The following is a 21119-nucleotide window of genomic DNA, read 5'->3' as shown; positions in this document are numbered from 1 at the left end:
GCCATGCTGTTTCTGTCACCGCGCAGCCTCCTGTTCAACTGGTTGTGCAACCGCCTGCTGAGCGGACTGCAGTGAAGAATCTTCGGGTCGACGCTCGCGTACCCAGTCGATCTGGCGTTGCGTCGGTCCAGTCACCTCACCCTTGTAGTAGTCGTCGTCGGACATGCCTTCGACCATCGGGTGCGGTGGTGCCAGCATGCCGTCGGCAAGGGGAACAAGGAGCTGGTGCTTTTCGTAGATTTCCGCTTCGCGGCGGTACTCCGACAGTTCGAAGTTGTGTCCCATGGTGAGCGCACGCGTGGGGCACGCTTCGATGCAAAATCCGCAGAAGATGCAACGCAGGTAGTTGATCTGGTAGACCGCGCCGTAACGTTCCCCTGGCGAGTACTGTGCGTCAGGCGTGTTTGAGTGGGCTTCGACGAGGATGGCGTCGGCCGGGCAGGCCCACGCGCACAGCTCGCAGCCGATGCACTTTTCCAGGCCGTCGGCGTAACGGTTGAGCTGGTGACGCCCGTGGAAACGCGGCTGCACGAACGGCCCCTCGAAGGGGTACTGTTCGGTGACAGTGGGGCGGAAGAATGACGTGATCGTCACGCCATACCCTGCCACGGGGGCAAAGAACTCACTGACCGGGCCGCGATGATCGTGCTCGTAGAGCAGCTCCTCATCGGGTCCCAGTGGCGGAAGATGCTTGTCTGACTTACTCATCGGTTTCCTCCTGAGCATCAGTCGCGACAGTCGTGTTGGCTGCAACCCCAACTGGCTGGGCTCTGCCGGCTCGCGGTGACGGCGGCAGCTGCTGGCCGGGCTTGGGCGGGACAGGGAATCCGTCGGCTAACGGATCGAACGTTTCGGTCACGTCGTCTCCCTCGCCGGTGGTTTCGCCCTCACCGGAATCCAGGAACCACATGACTGCAAGGGCGATGACGAAGATCGCGAGGATCACGCCGAGGATCACCGGCATCGAGGTGTCAACCCAGGCGGTCACTCCACGCAGCACTGCTACGGCAACGACCCATGCCAGGGCAACCGGGATGAGACGCTTCCAGCCAAACTGCATGAACTGGTCGTATCGGATACGCAGCAGAGTGCCTCGCGTCCAGATCATCAGGAACATGAAGAACCACATCTTCAGGAAGAACCACACGATTCCGAACCATCCGTCGTTGATGACGGGCACGTGCGACAACGGCCACGGTGCGTGCCATCCGCCAAAGAACATGGTGGTTGCCACGGCTGACACGTTCAGCATGTTGACGTATTCGGACAGGTAGTACCAGCCGAATTTCATGGAGGAGTACTCCGTCATGTGTCCGGCGACAAGTTCGCCTTCAGCTTCGGGCAGGTCAAAAGGCAGGCGGTTGACCTCGCCGACTGCCGAGATGCAGTAGATAACGAAGGCGGGTGCCAGCGTCACTGCCCACCAGAACGGAGTCTGTGCGGCAACGATCTGGGAGGTGGACATTGATCCCGACATGATGAACACGGAGACCAGGGCCAGGCCCATCGACAGTTCATAGGAGATCACCTGCGCGGATGAACGCACGGCGCCGTACAGCGGCAGCGTTGAACGCGTCGACCAGCCACCGAGGACGATGCCGTACAGGCCCAGCGAGGTGATCGCCAGGATATACAGCGCAGCAACCGGCATGTCGGCCAGCTGCAGTGGCGTTGAGTGGCCGAACATGTTGATGTTCGGGCCAAGCGGGATCACTGCGAACACGCTGAATGCGCAGAACGCTGCGATGGCCGGGGCCATGAAGTAGAGGAACTTATCGGAGCGCCTGGTCCACATGTCCTCTTTGAACAGCAGTTTCAACGCGTCAGCGAAAGCCTGGAACAGGCCGAACGGGCCGGCAACGTTCGGGCCGGGCCTGGTCTGCATGCGTCCCAGTCCGCGTCGTTCCACCCACAGGGCGAGCAACACGTTGAAAATCAGGAACAAGATGATGAAGACCGCTTTGATGAGGGTCAGCCACCACGTTTCCTGGGAGAAGTCCGCCACTGTGTAGTCGGGAATCGCCAGCGGAAGCGTTGTCATCATCGGGTCACCTCCACTGCGTGTGAGAGCGTCACAACGGAACCGGCTGTTCCCAGTGACTCATGTACAAGTGATCCTTGGGAGCACTCAGGCAGCCAGACCACACGATCGGGCAGATCGGTGACCTCCACCGGCAGCGTGAGCGATCCGCGTTCGGAGCTAACAGTCAGGGCGTCGCCTTGCGACATTCCCAAAGCCGACAGCGTTGCCTGCGAGATGAAGGCAACGGGGCGGCGCGCTGTTCCAGCCAGCTGCGGTGCGCCGTCCTGAAGGCGTCCGGCGTCGAGCATCGGTTTGTGAGTGGCCAGAACAGCCTGTCCCTCGCTCACCGATTCGACAGGCGGGGCGGTTGTGGTAGCCACATCCATGACGCAGCGTTCACCGGACCAGTCCATCACGGGGTTGACCTCGTCATACAGATCCTTCAGCGTGGCTCCACCCAGATCGACATCAAATTCGCGCGCCAGTCGCACGAGCACATCGCGATCAGTCAGCGAGCGTGACGAGATCGCCTGGCCGAAGGGGCGCAGTCGGCCTTCCCAGTTGATGAAGGTACCGTTCTTTTCCAGTGGCGGGGCAACGGGCAGCACCACGTCAGCAAGCTCAGTGACATCGGACGCGCGCACTTCCATCGACACGAGGAAGTCCACTGCGTCGAGCGCATTGCGTGCCGCTTTCGGATCGGGCAGGTCACGCAGGTCAACACCTCCCACGATCAGGGCGCTGACAGAGCCGGTGCGCACACCGTCCAGAATGTCCTGAATGTCCATGCCGGTTGTGGTCGGCATGCCTGCCGTATCCCAGCCCATGCTTTCGCGGGCACCGGCATCGGCAAGTGAGCGACCAAATGGCAGCAGGCCGGGAAGAAGTCCGGCTTCAACCGCTGCGCGGTCACCGCTTCGGCGTGGAACCCACTGGAGTCGAGCTCCAGTTGCCTGAGCGAGCTTGGCGGTTGCAGTCAGCAGCCCGGGGGTGCGCGCTGCGCGTTCTCCGACCAGGATGATCCCGCCGTCGGACAGAGACTCGACGAGGGCGGTGCCTTCGGCCGCTGCTCCGCTGGTGAGCGACGCGAGAACTTCGGTTTCAGTTCCGGGTGCGGCGTGCACCACCTGTGCGTTGAGCTTGAGTGATCCACTTGTCGTCATCGGCGCAATGGTCGTGACGTGAGTGGTTCCCTTCAGGACGCCTTTACGCAAGCGCAGGAAAATGGATCCGCATTCGTCTTCGGGCTCGAGTGCGACCAGCAGGACGCTCCCGGCCTTTTCCAGATCCGCATACGTCACACCCAGGCCTGTTCCTGCTACGTGTGCTGCGAGGAATTGGCGTTCTTCCTCGCTGGTTTCGCGAACGCGTGCATCGATGGAATCGGTCCCCACAACAGTGCGAGCAAACTTGGACCATGCCCAGGCATCCTCGAAGGTCAGACGGCCGCCAGGAAGCATGCCAACTGTTCCCTTGTCACGCGCCACCTTCAGTCCTTCAGCCACGCGGTGCAGCGCGTCGGCCCAGGAGGTCGGCACCATCTGACCGTTTTCTCGAACCAGCGGTGTGGTCAGGCGGGATTCACGATCCCATTCAAAGGCGAAGCGATCCTTATCGGTGATCCACTCTTCGTTCACGTCCGGATCGTTGCCGGCCATGCGGCGCACGACCTGGCCGCGACGCACGTCGATACGGATCGCTGATCCGGATGCGTCGTGTTCTGACACCGACGGTGTGGAAACCAGGTCGAAGGGGCGTGCACGGAAGCGGTAGGACGACGCGGTGAGCGCGCCGACCGGGCAGATCTGAATAACGTTGCCGGAGAAGTACGAGGCGAATGCGCGTCCCGACTGGTCGTATCCTGATGGTGGAAGCTCTCCCCCGTTGATGGATCCAATGACGCCAGCCTCGCCGTATGGACCAGACAGCGGCACAGTTCTCGCGTCGTGAGCACCTTCGTCGTGGAACCCGATGACCTGGGTGTCGAAGGAGCCGATCTGTTCGCCCATGAAGTAATGGTCGTCTGTCGGTGAGGTACCGCCGCCGCGACCTTGCAGGTCGATGAACGCGTCGCCTGCAATCTCCTTACCGAAACGCACGCAGCGCTGGCACAGGATGCAGCGGTCACGGTCCAGCATGATGTGGCTGGTCAGCTTCAGAGGCTTGGGGAAAGTGCGCTTGGCGTCAGCGAATCGTGACTTTGCGCGTCCTTCTGTCATGGCCTGGTTCTGCAGGGGACATTCGCCGCCCTTGTCGCAGATAGGGCAGTCCAGCGGGTGGTTGATCAGCAGGAACTCCATAACGCCGCGCTGTGCTTTGTCGGCAATCTCGGAGGTGAACTGGGTCTTGACGACCATTCCCGGGCTGACTGTCTGTGCGCATGAGGGCTGCGGCTTGGGCATGAAGCGCAGCTCGCCGGTCTTGCGGTCAGGCATTCCGACTTCGACAAGGCACTGGCGGCATGCAGCTGCAGGTGCGAGCAGTGGGTGATCGCAGAATCGTGGAATACGAATTCCAGCCTGTTCCGCAGCGCGAATGACCAGCGTTCCCTTGGGAACGGACATCTGGATGTCATCGATCGTAATATCGACCATTTCTGGCGCGTCGCTCATCGGGCACCTCCTCTAGTGAAGTTAGCGGACGCTTCGTACGGGAACAGCTCCTGTGCGGGCGTCGTCAAACCGGCTTCGAATTCTTCTCGGAACTTGCTGATGCCGGACCTGATTGGTGTGGCTGCAGCGTCACCGAGTGCGCAGAAGCTGCGACCGGCGATGTTCCCGGCGATCTCTTCGAGCAGATCGACGTCTCCGGGAAGTCCTTTGCCCTGTTCCAGGCGCAGCATGATCTGCTTGAGCCAGTACGTTCCTTCACGGCACGGCGTGCATTTGCCGCACGATTCGTGCTGGTAGAACTCGGTCCAGCGGGTAATGACGCGCACGACCGATGTGGTCTCGTCGAACACCTGCAGTGCACGCGTTGCCAGCATCGATCCGGCCTGTCCCACGGATTCGTAATCGAGGGACACATCAAGTTCAGCTTCGGTAAACAGCGGGGTGGATGATCCACCTGGTGTCCAGAACTTGAGGGTGTGGCCTTCGCGGATGCCTCCGGCCATGTCGATCAGTTCTCGCATCGTGATGCCGAATGGTGCTTCAAACTGGCCTGGGTTCTTGACGTGGCCTGAGACGGAGAAAATACCGTGGCCCTTGGATTTTTCCGTGCCCATCGAGGCGTACCAGTCGTCTCCGTTGCGGAAAATCCCTGGCACCTGCGAAATGGATTCGGCATTGTTAATAACAGTCGGGCGCGCGTACAGGCCTTCAGCTGCCGGGAACGGGGGCTTCAGGCGCGGATGTCCGCGACGACCTTCCAGGGAGTCCAGCAGTGCGGTTTCTTCACCGCAGATGTAGGCACCGGCACCTGCGTGAGCAATGATGCGCAGGTCTTCCAGCAGGCCAGCCTCTTCAGCTTCGCGAATCGCATTCAGGAGGCGGCGGTAGACGTGGACGACCTCGCCACGCAGGTAGACGAAAGCGTGGTGGCAGTTAATGGCGCGGCATGTGATCGCCATGCCTTCAACCAGAATGTGCGGGTTCGCCATGATCAGCGGGATGTCCTTGCAGGTTCCCGGTTCTGATTCGTCGGCGTTGACCACGAGGTACCGCGGCTTGCCGTCATCGGGAGGCAGGAAGGACCACTTGAGTCCGGTCGGGAAGCCTGCGCCGCCTCGGCCTCGCAGACCGGCAGCCTTGACCTTCTCGACGATGTCAGACGGTTCAAGGGCGCGGGCGGCTTTCAATCCTTCGTATCCGCCACGGCTCAGGTAAGACTGCAGCGTCCATGACCGCTCTGCATCCCACCCGCGCGTCAGGATCGGCGTGAGGGTTGATGGTGCGCTTAAGGAGCTCACTTGTCCTCCTCCTGTTCAGAACCGGTCCGCACCGGAGCATTCCAGTTGTTCTGCTCTGCGATGCGCAGGCCCAGCAGTGAGTTCTCGCCCGCTGAAGGGCCCTCATGCTCGTGACCATCAAGAAAACCGGCAAGTACGTGCTCGACCTCTTTGAACGTGTGGACCGTGTCGGCACCACGCGTCGGGTGGATCGGCTTATCGGCCTCGATGTCGTCGATCAGCTGAATCGCTGACTGCGGTGTCTGGTTATCGAAGAACTCCCAGTTGACCATCATGACGGGCGCGTAGTCACACGCGGCGTTGCATTCGAGGCGTTCCAGCGTAATCTTGCCGGATTCACTGGTCTCATCGGTGCCAACTCCCACATGCTGTGAGACGGCCTCCCAGATTGCGTCACCGCCCAGCACGGCGCACAGCGCGTTCGTGCACACGCCCACCAGGTAGTCTCCCGTGGGATGGCGCTTGTACTGGGTATAGAACGTCGCCACAGCGGATACTTCCGCACGTGTCAGGTCGAGGATGTCAGCGCACAGCGCGATGCCGTCAGCAGTGATGTATCCGTCAACGGATTGCACGAGGTGCAGCAGCGGAATCAGTGCTGAGCGTGAATGTCCGGTGGGATACCGGTCCACAACCAGCGCCGCTTCTTCACGCAGACGCTGTTCAACTTCTGGCGCGTAGCTCATCGGTCAACACCTCCCAAAACAGGGTCAATTGTTGCCAGGCAGACAACCACGTCAGCCAGCTGGCCCCCCTCGGTCATGATGGACAATGACTGCAGGTTGGCGAATGAAGGGTCACGGAAGTGCGCGCGGTAGGGGCGCGTGCCACCGCCGGAGACTACGTGGACCCCGAGCAGGCCCTTCGGATGTTCGATGGTCTGGTATACCTGACCGGCGGGAACAGAGAATCCCTCGGTCACCAGCTTGAAGTGGTGAATCAGCGACTCCATCGACTCGCCCATGATTTCGCGGATATGTTCGAGCGAGTTGCCCTGTCCGTCGGTTGCAACCGACAGCCGTGCCGGCCACGCGATCGAGGGGTCATCAACCATGGTCGGACCGCCCTCGCACTTCTCGAGGCGTCGGAGCACCTGCACGACGATGCGCAGTGACTGGTAGATCTCGTCGAAGCGAACGAGTGTGCGGTTGTAGGCGTCGGATGAATCGTAGGTGGGAACGTCGAATTCGAAATCTTCGTACCCGCAGTACGGTTGCATCTTTCGCAGATCAAACGGAATGCCGGCCGCTTTCAGGCCCGGTCCGGTCATACCGAGCGCCATAACAGCTGACAGCGGCATGTAGCCGGTACCAACGAAACGCTTTTTGAAGATCGGGTTCTGTAAGGTGAGGTCCTGCAGTTCGCCCACGTCTCTGCGGATGCGCGGCAGCTTTTCACGGATGAAGTCCACCGTTCCTGCCGGCAGGTCCTGTGCGACGCCGCCAGGTCGGATGTACGCGTGGTTCATGCGCAGGCCGGTGATGCGTTCGAAAATTCGCAGGATTTCTTCACGTGCGCGGAAGCCGATGGTCATCATCGTGGTGGCACCCAGCTCGTTGCCGCCGGTTCCGATTGCCACGATGTGCGAGGCTGCACGGTTGAGCTCCATCATGAGTACGCGGATCAGCGTGGCGCGCTCTGGAATCTGGTCGGTGATGCCCAGCAGTTTTTCCACCGCCAGGCAGTAGCCGACTTCCTGGAAGAACGGTGCGACGTAGTCCATGCGGGTGCAGAATGTGACGCCCTGTGTCCACGTGCGGTATTCCATGTTCTTTTCGATGCCGGTGTGCAGGTAGCCGGTGTCAACGCGTGTTTCGCGCACGAGTTCGCCGTCCAGTTCAAGGACCAGGCGGAGCACGCCGTGCGTCGAGGGGTGCACTGGACCCATGTTGAGCACGATGCGTTCGTTCGTGATCTTTTCGATTTCGGCGAGGACGTCTTCCCAGTCACCGCCCTGCGCCATGACTTCGGGAATGTCGTCGACATCGATGTTGGCTGTTCCGGGGGTTGCCCGGAAATTGACACGTTGTGCGTTCATCAGTTGTACGACCTCCGTGTGTCGGCCGGTGGAACGGTGGCTCCCTTGTATTCCACGGGAATGCCGCCCAGTGGGTAATCTTTGCGCTGCGGGTGTCCTACCCAGTCATCCGGCATCGCAGTACGCGTCAAAGAGGGGTGGCCATCAAAGATGATGCCCATCAGGTCCCACGTCTCGCGTTCCTGCCAGTCGTTCGCGGGGTAGATGTCGACGATGCTGGGGATGTGCGGATCTGCGTCCGGGCACGTGACTTCCAGTCGCAGCATCCTGTTATGGGTGATCGACATGAACGGGTAAATGGCGTGGAGTTCACGGCCCCTGTCGGCCGGGTAGTGCACGCCGTTGGTGCCGATGCACAGTTCAAAGCGCAGGTCCTGGTCGTCACGCAGGTGACGTGCCACGCGCTGAATGTGCTCGCGCGCAATGAAGATCGTCAGTTGATCGTGTTCGACAACGACCTTTTCGATGACGTCGTTGACATCAAGGCCATCCTCGGTAATCAGTTCTTCGAGGATGTCCACGACCGAGTCAAACCACGATCCGTACGGCCGCTGGCTGGGGGCGGCGAACGTCGCGGCCTGCTGCAGCCCGCCGAAACCGGTGGTGTCTCCGGCGTCGTGAACGCCGAACATGCCGGTGCGTTGGGCCACCACGTCGGGGGCCTGGAAGGATCCCAGCGCCTGCATCTGCCCCTGCGGCTGCACCTCATCAGGGGTAGGCGTCACTGATTCAGTTTCGCTCACGACAGGAGTCCCTTCATCTGGTGGGTCGGTGTAGCAGCAAGTGCTGCCTGCTCGGCCTTGCGTGCGATTTCCTGACGGTGGACGCCAAGCGGCTCTTTGCCGATCTGCTCACGCAGGGTGAGGACGGCGTGGATCAGCGCTTCGGGGCGAGGTGGGCATCCGGGCAGGTAGACATCCACAGGCAGGAAGTGATCGCAGCCCTGGATGACGGCGTAGTTGTTGAACATGCCGCCGGACGAGGCGCAGGCGCCCATCGAAATGACCCACTTGGGGTCGGCCATCGAGTCGTAGACGCGACGGATGATCGGTGCCATCTTGTGGGAGACACGACCCGAGACGATCATGAGGTCGGAGTGACGCGGCGAGGCGCGGAACACTTCCAGTCCGAATCGTGACATGTCAAAGCGAGGGGTGCCGGCTGCCATCATTTCAATCGCGCAGCACGCCAAGCCCATGGTGACAGGCCACTGGCTGTGTTTACGACCCAGCCCCAGCAGTTTTTCCATGCTGGTCAGAGCAATGCCTGCAGGTAACGCTTCTTCAATACCCATGAGTCCTCCTTCGCTCCTAGTAGTCCAGCCCGCCGCGGCGCCACTCGTAAATGTAGGGCACCGTGATCAGGGCGATAAAGGTCAACATGACAACAAGCCCGAACAAGCCCAGCTGGTTAAAGCTGACGGCCCACGGGTACATAAAGACGACCTCGATGTCGAAGATGATGAAGGTCATCGCGACGAGGTAGTAGCGCACCGGGAAACGGCCTTCCTCAATGTGCTGAGGGCCTGGATCAATGCCACATTCGTAGTTGTCAGCTTTGGTGCTGTTCTTGCGTGTGGGTCCCAGGATCGCTGATGCACCCAGGCCGCCCAGCGCCAGCACGATGGCTGCTGCGGCCATAATCAGCAATGGCACGTAGGGATTGGTCATTGTTCCTCCCGGTTATTGACGAGGGCGGTCAGCCCGATGGCACAACTGCAACACGGAGATTGCTGAGTCGATCTCATACCTTGGGCACCACCTTCGTGAGGGTAGTAATCAGACGGTCGTCCCATTGACCGCCGCTACGTTCAAAACCATCTGATAACAGTTTATGGACAAGTGTCATCAAGCGTGGGATTCCAAGCCCCGTATGTGTACACAAGTGCATCACTTTCGGGTTCTCGATCAGCCGCACGAAGATTCGTCCCATGGAATAGTACCCGCCATATTCCTGTTTCATCGCATGAGGGTACTCTTCCATCGCCTTATCCATGCCGGCAAGCGTCGTGCGGGCAAGACCCTGAGCCATCGCCATTGCAGCAAGACGACCCGCTTTCAGGGCCGGCGCGATTCCCTCGCCGTTGAAGGGTGAGACCATTCCGCCAGCATCACCCACCAGCACCAGTGAGTTCGCGTAGTGGGGTGTGCGGTTAAAGCTCATCGGCAACGCTGCGCTGCGCAGGGAGCCAACCTGATTGTCAGGCGTGAAACCCCACTCGTCGGGAAGGGAATCGACCCATTGCTTCAGCACTTTGTGGTACGGCAGTTTGGTTGCCTTCGCATCTGAAGAGACTGATCCCAAGCCGACGTTGACGGTGCCGTCACCCATCGGGAAGATCCAGCCGTAACCGGGCAGCGGTTCGGATTTGCCGGGCTGTCCTGCATACAGTTCGAGGTGGGATTCCATCCACTCTTCATTTGAGCGAGGTGAGCGGAAGTACGTGCGTGCCGCCACTCCGAGGGGACGGCGCGGATTCTTTTCACGTCCCATTGCGGTGGCCAGTCGCGCCGACACGCCGCCTGCATCCACCACAAGTTTGGCGTGGAACTCGACATCTTCAGCGTCTTTACCCTGCCCGATGCGCGCGCGCACGCCAGTGATGCGCCCAGTTGAGTCAGTCAACGGTCCTGTCACCGTACAGTTTTCGACCAGGCGCGCACCACGATTGCATGCGTGCTGAATGAGGTCTTGGTCGAGTTCCGTGCGGCGACGTGTCATGCCGTATCCGGGCAGTGATTTTTGGTCAGGCCATTCCAGTTGCAGGCGATGCCCGCCACCAATGACCGTCAATCCGCGGTTACGCGTCCACGTGCTTGTATCGACGCCCATCACAATGAGTTCGTACACGGCTGCAGGGGTCAGCCCGTCGCCGCATATCTTGTCCCGCGGGAATGATGCTTTTTCAAGTACGAGGGCATCAATGCCGGCACTTGCCAGGTGGTAGGCAGTTGATGCACCTGCCGGCCCGCCACCGACGATTACGACGTCAGCATCATCATGCTTCGCCACACCGTCAGACACAGTGTCTCCTCTACTTGTTGTCAAGCCTCATTCGACTAGCACCCTACTCCGATTGCCCCAAAGGGCGCATTTCGTCATTTTGGCGCGAAAAAAGACTGGTTCTTTGATGTATTTGAGAAAGGGGGCCTTTACCTATTTCAGGTATCGTGAAGCGCGTCTCATTGGGCACGTCGGGCACGATGCAGCGCAACGATGCCGCCTGTCAGATTCCTGTACTCCACGCTCTCCCATCCGCTCCGCGCGATCATCTTCCCCACAGTGATCTGGTCGGGCCAGCTCTGGATCGTCTCAACCAGGTAGTCGTACGCCACGTCGTCAGATGAAACCAGGCGTGCCAGCGTCGGCATGACCACCATCTGGTGGATGCGGTACAGGCGCGAGAAAATCGGGTCAGTCGGGTGGGAGAATTCACAGATCACCAGTCGCCCGCCCGGTTTCGTCACGCGTGCCATTTCACGCAAGGCGCGTTCCGGGTCGCTGATATTGCGCAGCCCGTACGACATGGTCACGGCGTCGAATGTCGCGTCTCCGAATTGGAGGTTGGTGGCATCGCCCTGAACAAATGAGATCTCCGGGTGGCGCTCACGGCCTACCGCAATCATTCCTTCTGACAGGTCGCACGCCGTCACGCGTGCGCCACCGGCAGCGATCGCCGCAGCTGATGCACCGGTTCCGGCAGCAAGGTCGAGGATTTCCTCCCCAGGCTCGCCATCGACTGCAGTGCGCAATGCGCGCAGCCACACATGATCCATCCCACCGCTGGCAAGTGCATTCATCATGTCGTATCGACGTGCCACGGAATTAAACATTGCCGCAACTTCGCCGGGATCCTTATCCAGTTGCGCGCGCACGCCCGCCGGTGAGCTGTCGTCATTGAGGTCAGCGTCCTGGTCATAGACGTCGTAGTTCAGACCTGCCGTTTCATTCATGTCTCTATCTTTTCATGGTCTGGATACGATGGCCTCATGTCTGGCACTTTCGGTTCCGTATCTCTCAATGGCAAACTCCACGTCTCTATTGCATCACTACCGCCTTCACACCTCTGTGCGACGCGTCCGCTGGCCTCACTGCTGCCCAGCCCTGCAGACGCGTTGACGTGGTTGGGAGATCGCTGTTCGATCGTTGCCGATGGGCGCACTGCCACGATCACTGTGACAGGTACACAGGCCATCAGGCAGGCGTCGTCAGAGTGGACGAACGTGTGCCAGGACGCCCTCGTCGATACTGATTCGACAATTGACGAGGGGAGCTCACGCCTTTGTGGACCGGTTGCATTGGCCTCGTTCGGTTTTGCATGGAATACGCGCGGTGTCCTGATCATTCCGCACACCGCAATCGTCGAGCGCGATGGCGCGCGCTTCGTGATCACGACGGCACTCGACCAGGATCCTGCTGATCCGATTCAGGCTGCCTCCGCTCTTGCCGAGGCAGCGCTCAGTACGCAGCTGACTACGCCGAAAGGACTGATGACACAGGCCGGGCGTATGACGCAGAACCAGTGGCTCAGCGCGGTGCGCCGCGTGATCCGGCGCCTGAACTCGGGAGCAGCATCGAAAGTGGTGATGAGTCGCGACATGGTCGTGGACAGTCCGACCGCTATGGATGAGCGATACCTGGTCACCCAGTTGCACGAGCAGTTTCCTTCGACCTGGACATATGCCGTTGCCGGTTTAGTGGGCGCCACACCGGAGATATTGGCGTCTAAAGAAGCTGATCATGTGTACTCGCGCGTCCTGGCTGGCACTGCAGCTCCCGGAAATGCTGACGAGTTGATGTCGTCAGATAAGAATCGTCGTGAACACGCGCTGGCCGTTGAATCTGTCACCCGCCGCCTCGAACCGATGGCCACGTCCGTCGAGTGCCCGCCCGAGCCTAGCGTGATCGAACTTCCAAACGTCATTCACCTGGCAACCGAAGTCAACGCTGTTGTGCCGGATCACTCCCTCCTCGACGTGGTGGCTGCTTTACATCCCACGGCAGCGGTGTGCGGCACACCGACAACACTGGCGTACGATCTGCTGGAATCCTTCGAGCAGACGCGTCGCGGCCGCTATTCAGGCCCGGTGGGCTGGGTCGATGCGAATGGCGACGGTGAGTTCGGCATTGCGTTGCGATGCGGACAGTTCACGCGTGAGCGCACACAGATCCGTGTCTTCGCTGGTGGGGGCATCATGCCTGACTCCGTGCCGGAGATGGAACTGGCCGAAACGCGCGCGAAGATGTCCCCTGTTCTGGACGCGCTGGGCGTGTAGATTGCGCGATTGGGTACTGGTGGTATCCGCCTAACGGAAGTATCGGCGGCCGTGCGGCGCGGCGTGGTGTGGTTGCCTCGGTGACGACGCTTCGGCGGCGCGGCGTGGTCACGTCGGTGCGGGCGTGCGTGCACCGACCCCTCAAACTGGCGGGCGCACGTGCATATACCCCTAAAAAGTCTCGCCAGAATGCACATACCCCTAGAAAAGGCGGTTCGCCATTTCATCGCTTTCCCATATGCGCAGGTCACGGGGTGTTGCGCGGAGAGCGCCAGCGGACGGTCGCGGTTCTTCTAGGGGTATGTGCACAAAATGCCGAAGATTTAGGGGTATGTGCACAAAAAGATCGAAAATCTAGGGGAATGTGCACGATTCAGCCTTAAATCTAGGGGGTCGTGCGCCGACAGTCGGGCGATGCGTGAAAAGAGCCTCTACCTAGATGACGATGCTGGCGGACATGCGGGAACTACATGCGGCCGGGAGGTTCGGGTCAGGATCTCATCGAGAGCGCTGCGCACGCTGTCAGGAACCACAAGGTATTCGGGTTTGTGCGGCCACTGTATTGTCGGGGTTGGCTCACCCAAAGAGGCGAGGCCGCCCAAAGCGCGTTCACCTTCCTCACGAATCATCTCGATCGCGCGTTCCTTGGCCGGATAGCCGATCTGCGCCTTGAACAGCAGGTCGAATGCGTCATCAAACCACGGATCGTCCGCCACTGTCAGTGCTTCCGCAGACATCTCAACCGTAACCTGCTGATCTGCCGGAACGTCAGCAATCGTGACTTCATAGGACAAGGTCTTGTTGCAGTAGGTCAGCGCCACGCGTTCAGAGGCAACCTTGGCGTTGTTGACGGTGATCGTCACGTCACCCTCGTCAATGGGCGCAACGCCGCGGAAGACGAGGGTCCACGTGCGCGTGGCCGGGAGAACGTCGACATGGTCGGCAGGCGGGTAAATGGTGAAGGTACGCGTGTCGGAATCATCGGCAGGCGACCAGTTCAGTGAAAGAGTGGTTGCGGCCCATGCGACATTTTCCTGTGCGGCTCCGTCATCTTCCCACAGGACGAACTCACCATTCTCACCGGGCATGACGATGACGCGCAGATGCTCGGGGTTGTCAACATTGTTGAGCTGGTCGGGCGCGTTATCCTGCAGCGGGATGATTGCGCCTGCGGGAGCGAAAACCGGGTAAGAATCCAGATCGCGCCATACGCGCAGGCGACGGCCGGCTTCACCGCGAGATTCGACGCGTCGACCTGTAAAGAAATCGAACCACGTGCCGCGCGGGAACCAGACGTCGGCCTGGGCTTTCATCGTGTCGTGCTCGCGTGGATCAGTGATGGCAGCGACCAGCAGCTGCGAACCGAAGCGGAATTCGTGCGGGTGATCGCAGGCATCGGCAGTCTCGGGTGCCTGCCAGTACATCGGCTCAACGAGCGGCCGCCCCTCGTAAGCGGTGTGCCTGTTCATCGTGTACAGGTAGGGAATCAGTTGGTGGCGCAGACGAAGTGCCTGGTTCATCACGCTGCGCGTCTCGTCGTGGAAGTTCCACGGCTCCTTTGAGTTGAAAGCTGATTCAGTGGAGTGCAGGCGATTGATCGGGCTGAAGGTGCCCAACTGGTACCAGCGTGCCTCCAGTTCTTCGTCGCGTACACCGAACATATGTCCGCCGATGTCGTGGCTCCACCAGGAGTATCCGATGTTGGAGGCCGTGGATGTGAAGAAGGGTTGGAACTTGAGCGAGTCCCACGACACGACCGTGTCGCCGGAGAATCCAACCGGGTAGCGGTGTGAGCCTGGCCCTGCGTAACGCGAGAAGGTCAGCGGACGCTCCCCTGCCTGCGCGGAATCGAGGAAATGCAGGTGGTTGATCATCCATAGCGGGTCCAGGCCGGGCTGACGGGTTGTTCCGCCTTGCTGCCAGTCAAGCCACCAGAAGTCGACCCCTTCCTTTTCCATGGGGTGAATGACTTCTTCGAAGTAGATCTGCATGAAGCGCGGATCTGTCAGGTCAAATTCGGCCGGGTCCTCACTGGCCGGATCGATTCCCATGCGTGTGGCGACCCGCTGGTACGCCTCTTCAAAGGCACGGATCCCGTCGGCCGGATGCAGATTCAGCGTCGTGCGCAGCCCCCGTTGATGGAGCCAATCGAGGAACTGTTCAGGTTGCGGGAACAGGTCACGATTCCATGTGAATCCAGTCCATCCGGTGCCGTACTTCGGGTCAATGTCGTGGACAAGGTGCCAGTCCATGTCGATTACGGCAACGGTAAGCGGCACGCGCTCGTCCTCAAAGCGTGTGATGAGCTCACGGTATTCCTCGTCCGAATAGGCGTGGTAGCGGCTCCACCAGTTGCCCAGTGTGAAGCGCGGCAGCAGCGGGGTCGGGCCTGTCAGCTGATAGAAGTCGCGCACCGCGTCCGCAAAATCATGCCCGTAGGCAAACAGATAGAAGTCGTGCGACGAGGGTGTCGCTCCGGACGGCTCATCCGGATTACGGGGCTGGACCCACGTACCGAATGCGTTGTCATGCCCGTCAACTTCGCTGACTTCGCGGATCAGGTTGGACTGGGAATCATCGATCACAGCCCACCCGTCGAATGCTGCGAGGCCTTCGTCCAGTTCAACAGGACCGTCGATCTGGTCGAGTGTACGGGCGGTGCCGCCCAGGTTGGCCCGAGCCGGTTCCGAGAAACGCCAGGTGGATCCCACGCCCTTGATAAACGCAGACAACCCGAAACGGGAAAACGGTTTTTCGTCGTAGGTGATACGCACAGCGTCCGTATCGATCAGGACGCGCCCGTCGCGCCGGGTGACGCGGAATTTTGGAGTATCCCCAAAACTGCGGTTCAGAACGATCTGAGTGGCGTCGTCAACGAATTCGTCGGTGTCGGACCATTCGAATCGGATCAGCCGGTCGGTGATGATGCCGATGCGCCAGTGGGGCCCGCTCACTGTTCGCTGCGGATCCATCGAGGGGCGTGCCCCTATTTTGTCCATACTGAACAGTGAGTCGGCCACCATGGCGCTGTATCCTTCCAAGTTCAGGAGATATTGACCCGTTTAACAAGATGTTGACACGAGCATAGATCCTGGCATTTCTATTTCTGGATCTGCGATTGGAGTGTCACATCTGCACTGGCCAGTTTGCCGTCACGCACATATTCGATGGCGACGTGGTCGCCTCCAGTGTAACGGCGAATGTAGCCGGTCAGAGACTTTCCGGATTCAACCGCATTACCGTCGACGGCGGTAATGACGTCACCAGCTTTCAGCCCTGCCTCGGCCGCGGCTGACCCATTGTTGACCTCGCTGATGGCGGCACCCATGCGCGTGGTGCCATCGACTGTGGCTGTGCCGGTTGTAATGAGCACACCCAACACAGCGTGGTCGACTTGTCCGTTCGCGATGATCTGTTCAGCGACAGACTTCACGAGGTCCGATGGAATTGCGAAACCAAGTCCGATCGAGCCTGCAGATGAGGAATCTGAGCCCATAGATGCGATCGATGAGTTAATACCGATGACTTTGCCCTGGGCGTCAAAGAGCGGTCCGCCGGAGTTTCCCGGATTGATCGAGGCGTCCACCTGAATCGCATTGGTGATGACCGAGGGACTGGTTTCCTTGTTCTGATTTTGAGGAAGCTGTCCGAAGGGGTCACGTGGGTCGATCTGCTGCTGGTTGTCCTGTTGTTCGGTTGCCACCTCGACTGGGCGGTTGAGTGCTGAAACGACGCCGGTAGTGACGGTTGAAGACAGACCCAGTGGCGATCCGATCGCCATCACGTCCTGTCCCACCTGGACATCCGCAGATGACCCGAATGCGGCGACAGACAGGTCTGCGGGAGGATCCACAATCTGCAGCACGGCCAGGTCGGTACTCGAATCGACGCCGACAATTTCGGCGGCATAGATTCGCCCGTCAGACAAGGTCACGCTGATTCGACCATTTGAGGCATTTTCGGCCGCTGACACAACGTGGTAGTTCGTCACGATGTGACCGGCTGAATCGTACACGACGCCAGAGCCGATATCGGCTGTTTGCCCGCCTTGGACGTTGATGGACACCGTTGCGGGAGAGACCGCTGCCGCAACTTCTGCCCACGTCGCATCACTGCTGATGACAGGTGCAGGCTGTTGCGAGGCGTGCGAACTCTGCGAACTGGTAGCGGTTGCCGTCGAATTATCTGAACCGACAAATTCATTAATCCCCCACGCGCCGCCAAGAGAGAGGGCAACGGCCACAAGCATCGCGGCTGCAACTGCGCCCCAGCCCGGGCCATTCTTCCGCGTCTTTCGTGCACGTTTCGTCGAGGATGCCGGCGCGGCAGTGGCGACGCGACCATAGGAAGCGGATCCAGACTCTGGGTTCGGTGATGCATAGGGATTGCGGGAATCGTGCGAGTACTGGTCACCTCGTGACGCACCTGCATACTGGCCAGATTGCGTGTACTGGCCGTTCGCCCCCTGAGCATACTGGCTAGCTCGTGAATACTGGCCGCCCTGCAGGTATTGCGTGCGCTCAGGTGACTCACCTTGGTCATACGACTGCCTGTGCCCGTACGACTGGCTCTGGCCACTCGCCGCACTTTCTCCATACGACTGGGAGCTCGGGGCTACGAAGCCATCGCTGCCGCCTGCGTAGGCCGAAGAACCGCGCCCTGCGTAGCTGGGCCCGTCCGGGCGGATATATTCCGTCGAGTTCGAGGGCGACCCGTAGGCATATCGGGATCCCTGCTGAACCTGCCGGCTCTGCCCGGTTTGCTCACTCGACTGGCCCTGATATCCCTGATCGCCCTGATTTCTCTGATCGCTCTGATAACCTCGCTCCTTGAGATCACTCTGTTCACCCAGATCGCCCCGTTCGGCGCTATCGCTTTTCGAACGCGGCAGGTCACTCGGCGGCATATATGCCGACGAGTGGTCAGAGGTTTCCTGTGGCGCGTAAGCGTCGCGCCCATCTGGTGTCTCGTTCTGATCATTGAATTCAGATCGAGGAAATTGCTCGTTTGTCATACGTCCTTCTTTTTCTGGTCTGTGTGATGCCCAGTATGACAAGGGATCTTCCAGATGACCTGAAGGTTATCTGGAAGTTTTCTGAGAACGTGAAGGTGTGAGAATTTTCCGCATACCGTCAGCATCCCTCGTCAATTTGACATGAATCACAGACGGTTCATCGATGGGGAGCGCCAGGGCCTCTGCCACATCATCCAGGCTCACGGCCGCGCAGTAGGACCACCCGTAGGCTCGGCATAGTGATTCGATATCAACGCTCTGCGCGCAGCCAAACCATCGCTCGTACATCGATTGAGGTGCCTGTCCATGTTCAAGCGAGGCGAAAATGGATCCGCCCTGATCGTCCAGAACAATGATCGACAGCGCTCCACCACCGCGAAGCGCCAGTGCCGACGCATCATGGAAAAAAGTCAGATCCCCCATCACCGCGCGCACGCGCGCACCGTTGGCACTGCACCCCCACGCCGTGGCAATCGTGCCGTCAATCCCGGCCAGACCGCGGTTCGACACGACGCTCGCCTGGGCAGGCGTACGGATCGCCAGGTCGAAAGCACGCACAGTGTTCGATGCTCCCAGAACCAGTACGTCGGTTCCAGTGTCGCGCCAGATCAGGTCCGCCACAGTGAGCATAGAGAACTGCTCGGGATCGAGCGCATCATCGGCATACCCTGAACGCTCACGCAGAGAGTCACGCCACTCGCCCCCCTCGCCCAGAGGCACATCACACAGCGAGGGCACAACACTGCTCGCCCTGCCTGCAACATCTGGCCATTCCGTATGCTCGCTGACCACTACGATGCGAATATCATCGCGCGCAAGAAGCCTGGAAACAGGGCGCGACAGCGTCGGTCGCCCCGTCACGATGACCTGCTCGATCTGGCTGAGCACGTCACTGTCACTGAGAATGCTTTGCTGATGCGGAATCCACGCGGAGCTTCCCGTCAGCCCACTGGTCGGCTCAGCGAGCAGCGGGATCCCGGCGCGTTCAGCCCATGCGGCGCTGTCGCGATGCGCACCGTCGCCGGCAATCATCACAGTACGCAGATTCGGATCCACCACCTGCCGCCACGCGACCGGCTCACGCTCACATAAGAAGAAGCGGGTCGCAGAAACGGCGGGGTCACCCTCGTCCATCAGGATTTTCTCAACGTCACCCGCACTGGCAGGTGCAAGAGGATCACGAAGTGCGACATTGAGGTGGACCGGGCCGCGATCGGTGGCTGACCATCCGCGAGCGGCAGCGACGAGGCGTCCAACGCGGGCCGTCAAAGCCCGGTCAGCAGTGGTATCAGCGGGAATGTCACACGTCATCGACACGTGCGAGGCAAAGATCCCCGCCTGCGTCGTCGTTTGCGAAGCTCCCACGGATCGCATTTCGAAGGGACGGTCAGCGCTGACCACGATCAACGGCAGATGGGAATGGTGAGCTTCGGCGATGCCGGCGTGCATCTCGGCAACGGCTCCACCTGACGTCATGATCAGCGCAACGGGCCGAGGCTCATGTGCCGCAGGAGTGAAGTCAGGTGTGGCCAACTCGTCGGCGCGAGACAGGCCGCCTGCAAAGAAGGCGGCATCACGCTCATCGAGCACAATCCACGTTCGGATATCGAGGTGGCGCTCACACGCGTCAAGCGCATAGGCGAACGGGGCTGATCGCGACCCGGGACTGTAGACGAAGTCACGCACACCGTGAGCTGCGAGCGCACGAACGATTCCAAGAGCAAGGCGAAGTGACTGAGTCATTGGCGTTCCTCATTCAGCACGGCGCACATGGCGTCTAATCGGTCGATCCACCTGTCCCGGCATCCGGCCGGCAGGGGGCATGCGTCAATCAATTTCTCATCCACTCTCATGTCATGCACCTGAATTCGGCCTGACTCCACTTTGAGCGGTTCGCGCACGGTGTCAGCAGCGAACAGTTGCGCAGTTGCCAGTCCGCACGCCGTTTCGACAGGCAGGCAAGCCGCCAGTTGGAGGCCGCGCGCCAGCCCAATGGATGATTCGAGGGCGGAGGAGACCACTACTTTGATGCCAGCTCGTTCAGCAATCTCACGTGCTGCGCGCGCCCCTCCCAGCGGGGCAAGCTTGATGATCGCCACGTCGGCAGCGTGGGCACGAATAACGGCATAGGGATCTTCGGCACGTCGGATCGACTCGTCAGCGGCTATTGGCACGTCAACGCGGGCCCGCACGCGCGCCAGCTCTTCGACTGTGCGGCACGGTTGTTCCGCGTATTCCAGGCCACCGGCGCTGGCCGCTGCTTCGTGCAGCGCAGTAATCGCCGCGATAGCAGTGGGCACGTCCCACGCCATGTTGGCATCGATGCGCACATGCGGATCATCGCTGATGCGGGCAAGCTCGCGGGCAACAGCGGCAACGCGTTCACAGTCCTGGTCCACAGTCATCCCCGGGTCTGCCACCTTCACTTTGGCGGTCGCACATCCTCCGCTGGCTTGCACACGCTCGGCTGCCTCAGCTGGCGTTCCGACAGGGATCGTGACATTGACGGGGACGCTGGTGCGCCGGGCCGTGGGCGGCGTCTGCGTTGCAGCTTCGAGGGCGGCCATCAGCCACCGTGAGGATTCAGGCGGGCCATAATCCCAAAACGGCGCCGCTTCTGACCAGCCTTCAGGGCCGTGCAGCAGGAGGCCTTCTCGCTCCGTGACTCCACGAAAGCGCGTGATGAGCGGCGTGTGGTAGATCAGGACGGTGTCGATAGCGTCCAGCGTGCGGCGCGTGGCCGGTGCCAGCTCAGCGATGCGGACCTGTTCGATCGCGCATGAAGCGCCCGATCTTTCGCGAAGCGGATCGCCTGAGATTTGAGAGTGGTCATTATGTAACATCGCAGCCCTCCACGT

Annotated in this window: 16 protein-coding genes; 1 reads left to right on the top strand and 15 read right to left on the bottom strand. The window is 60.4% G+C overall.

The genetic code is table 11. The features are described 5' to 3' along the window. Positions 1 to 15: 15 nt before the first annotated feature. The 11 genes from nuoI to HMPREF2975_RS01645 all read right to left on the bottom strand — a co-directional run bounded on the left by nuoI (position 16) and on the right by HMPREF2975_RS01645 (position 11804). Positions 16 to 708, bottom strand: a complete 693-nt coding sequence (nuoI, locus tag HMPREF2975_RS01695; protein ID WP_058237191.1) for an NADH-quinone oxidoreductase subunit NuoI — start codon at positions 706 to 708, stop codon at positions 16 to 18. Continuing rightward, entirely contained in the window at positions 701 to 2041 is a 1341-nt protein-coding gene (gene nuoH / locus HMPREF2975_RS01690) for an NADH-quinone oxidoreductase subunit NuoH (protein ID WP_070725416.1), read from the bottom strand. Before nuoH ends, nuoI begins: the two co-directional genes overlap by 8 nt. Further along, a complete protein-coding gene (locus HMPREF2975_RS01685; protein WP_070725369.1) occupies positions 2041 to 4635 on the bottom strand; it encodes an NADH-quinone oxidoreductase subunit G in 2595 nt (864 codons plus the stop codon). The genes nuoH and HMPREF2975_RS01685 overlap by 1 nt, the downstream gene beginning before the upstream one ends. Then, positions 4632 to 5933, bottom strand: a complete 1302-nt coding sequence (gene nuoF / locus HMPREF2975_RS01680; protein ID WP_058237193.1) for an NADH-quinone oxidoreductase subunit NuoF — start codon at positions 5931 to 5933, stop codon at positions 4632 to 4634. The genes HMPREF2975_RS01685 and nuoF overlap by 4 nt, the downstream gene beginning before the upstream one ends. After that, positions 5930 to 6619 carry an NADH-quinone oxidoreductase subunit NuoE gene (nuoE, locus tag HMPREF2975_RS01675; RefSeq protein WP_058237194.1) on the bottom strand — a complete coding sequence of 230 codons (690 nt, stop codon included), beginning with the start codon at positions 6617 to 6619 and terminating at the stop codon, positions 5930 to 5932. Before nuoE ends, nuoF begins: the two co-directional genes overlap by 4 nt. After that, positions 6616 to 7971 carry an NADH-quinone oxidoreductase subunit D gene (locus HMPREF2975_RS01670; protein WP_070725367.1) on the bottom strand — a complete coding sequence of 452 codons (1356 nt, stop codon included), beginning with the start codon at positions 7969 to 7971 and terminating at the stop codon, positions 6616 to 6618. The genes nuoE and HMPREF2975_RS01670 overlap by 4 nt, the downstream gene beginning before the upstream one ends. Further along, complete coding sequence (locus HMPREF2975_RS01665) at positions 7971 to 8657, bottom strand: NADH-quinone oxidoreductase subunit C (RefSeq protein WP_070725414.1); 687 nt, start codon at positions 8655 to 8657, stop codon at positions 7971 to 7973. The genes HMPREF2975_RS01670 and HMPREF2975_RS01665 overlap by 1 nt, the downstream gene beginning before the upstream one ends. Before the next feature lie 53 nt (positions 8658 to 8710). Then, complete coding sequence (locus tag HMPREF2975_RS01660; RefSeq protein ID WP_058237196.1) at positions 8711 to 9265, bottom strand: NADH-quinone oxidoreductase subunit B; 555 nt, start codon at positions 9263 to 9265, stop codon at positions 8711 to 8713. Positions 9266 to 9281: 16 nt separating this feature from the next. After that, entirely contained in the window at positions 9282 to 9641 is a 360-nt protein-coding gene (locus tag HMPREF2975_RS01655) for an NADH-quinone oxidoreductase subunit A (RefSeq protein ID WP_058237197.1), read from the bottom strand. A gap of 73 nt (positions 9642 to 9714) precedes the next feature. Further along, a complete protein-coding gene (locus HMPREF2975_RS01650; RefSeq protein ID WP_058237198.1) occupies positions 9715 to 10995 on the bottom strand; it encodes a geranylgeranyl reductase family protein in 1281 nt (426 codons plus the stop codon). Positions 10996 to 11153: 158 nt separating this feature from the next. Continuing rightward, entirely contained in the window at positions 11154 to 11804 is a 651-nt protein-coding gene (locus tag HMPREF2975_RS01645; protein WP_070725412.1) for a ubiquinone/menaquinone biosynthesis methyltransferase, read from the bottom strand. A gap of 156 nt (positions 11805 to 11960) precedes the next feature. Between HMPREF2975_RS01645 and HMPREF2975_RS01640 the strand changes: the two genes are divergently transcribed. Continuing rightward, on the top strand, positions 11961 to 13247 hold the full coding sequence (locus tag HMPREF2975_RS01640) for an isochorismate synthase (protein WP_070725364.1): 1287 nt from the start codon (positions 11961 to 11963) through the stop codon (positions 13245 to 13247). A gap of 431 nt (positions 13248 to 13678) precedes the next feature. Here the strand turns inward: HMPREF2975_RS01640 and HMPREF2975_RS01635 are convergent, their stop codons facing one another. The 4 genes from HMPREF2975_RS01635 to HMPREF2975_RS01620 form a co-directional block, all read right to left on the bottom strand. Next, entirely contained in the window at positions 13679 to 16270 is a 2592-nt protein-coding gene (locus tag HMPREF2975_RS01635; RefSeq protein WP_070725363.1) for a glycoside hydrolase family 31 protein, read from the bottom strand. A gap of 77 nt (positions 16271 to 16347) precedes the next feature. Next, positions 16348 to 18261 carry a S1C family serine protease gene (locus HMPREF2975_RS12720; RefSeq protein WP_227469104.1) on the bottom strand — a complete coding sequence of 638 codons (1914 nt, stop codon included), beginning with the start codon at positions 18259 to 18261 and terminating at the stop codon, positions 16348 to 16350. Positions 18262 to 18327: 66 nt separating this feature from the next. After that, on the bottom strand, positions 18328 to 20004 hold the full coding sequence (gene menD, locus HMPREF2975_RS01625) for a 2-succinyl-5-enolpyruvyl-6-hydroxy-3-cyclohexene-1-carboxylic-acid synthase (protein WP_070725361.1): 1677 nt from the start codon (positions 20002 to 20004) through the stop codon (positions 18328 to 18330). After that, complete coding sequence (locus HMPREF2975_RS01620) at positions 20001 to 21104, bottom strand: o-succinylbenzoate synthase (RefSeq protein WP_070725359.1); 1104 nt, start codon at positions 21102 to 21104, stop codon at positions 20001 to 20003. Before HMPREF2975_RS01620 ends, menD begins: the two co-directional genes overlap by 4 nt. Positions 21105 to 21119 lie beyond the last annotated feature (15 nt).

It is taken from the genome of Actinomyces sp. HMSC065F12, assembly GCF_001814535.1.
Taxonomy (GTDB): domain Bacteria; phylum Actinomycetota; class Actinomycetes; order Actinomycetales; family Actinomycetaceae; genus Pauljensenia; species Pauljensenia radingae_A.
This window is presented reverse-complemented; position numbering and strand designations above follow the sequence as displayed.

Bases quoted from the DNA above. Each gene is read 5' to 3' on its own strand.
- HMPREF2975_RS01665 (WP_070725414.1), bottom strand. From the start codon at position 8,657: ATGCAGGCGCTGGGATCCTTCCAGGCCCCCGACGTGGTGGCCCAACGC.
- HMPREF2975_RS01655 (WP_058237197.1), bottom strand. From the start codon at position 9,641: ATGACCAATCCCTACGTGCCATTGCTGATTATGGCCGCAGCAGCCATC.
- HMPREF2975_RS12720 (WP_227469104.1), bottom strand. From the start codon at position 18,261: ATGACAAACGAGCAATTTCCTCGATCTGAATTCAATGATCAGAACGAG.
- nuoI (WP_058237191.1), bottom strand. From the start codon at position 708: ATGAGTAAGTCAGACAAGCATCTTCCGCCACTGGGACCCGATGAGGAG.
- HMPREF2975_RS01620 (WP_070725359.1), bottom strand. From the start codon at position 21,104: ATGTTACATAATGACCACTCTCAAATCTCAGGCGATCCGCTTCGCGAA.
- HMPREF2975_RS01670 (WP_070725367.1), bottom strand. From the start codon at position 7,971: ATGAACGCACAACGTGTCAATTTCCGGGCAACCCCCGGAACAGCCAAC.
- HMPREF2975_RS01640 (WP_070725364.1), top strand. From the start codon at position 11,961: ATGTCTGGCACTTTCGGTTCCGTATCTCTCAATGGCAAACTCCACGTC.
- HMPREF2975_RS01685 (WP_070725369.1), bottom strand. From the start codon at position 4,635: ATGAGCGACGCGCCAGAAATGGTCGATATTACGATCGATGACATCCAG.
- HMPREF2975_RS01645 (WP_070725412.1), bottom strand. From the start codon at position 11,804: ATGTTTAATTCCGTGGCACGTCGATACGACATGATGAATGCACTTGCC.
- menD (WP_070725361.1), bottom strand. From the start codon at position 20,004: ATGACTCAGTCACTTCGCCTTGCTCTTGGAATCGTTCGTGCGCTCGCA.
- HMPREF2975_RS01660 (WP_058237196.1), bottom strand. From the start codon at position 9,265: ATGGGTATTGAAGAAGCGTTACCTGCAGGCATTGCTCTGACCAGCATG.
- HMPREF2975_RS01635 (WP_070725363.1), bottom strand. From the start codon at position 16,270: ATGGTGGCCGACTCACTGTTCAGTATGGACAAAATAGGGGCACGCCCC.
- nuoE (WP_058237194.1), bottom strand. From the start codon at position 6,619: ATGAGCTACGCGCCAGAAGTTGAACAGCGTCTGCGTGAAGAAGCGGCG.
- nuoH (WP_070725416.1), bottom strand. From the start codon at position 2,041: ATGACAACGCTTCCGCTGGCGATTCCCGACTACACAGTGGCGGACTTC.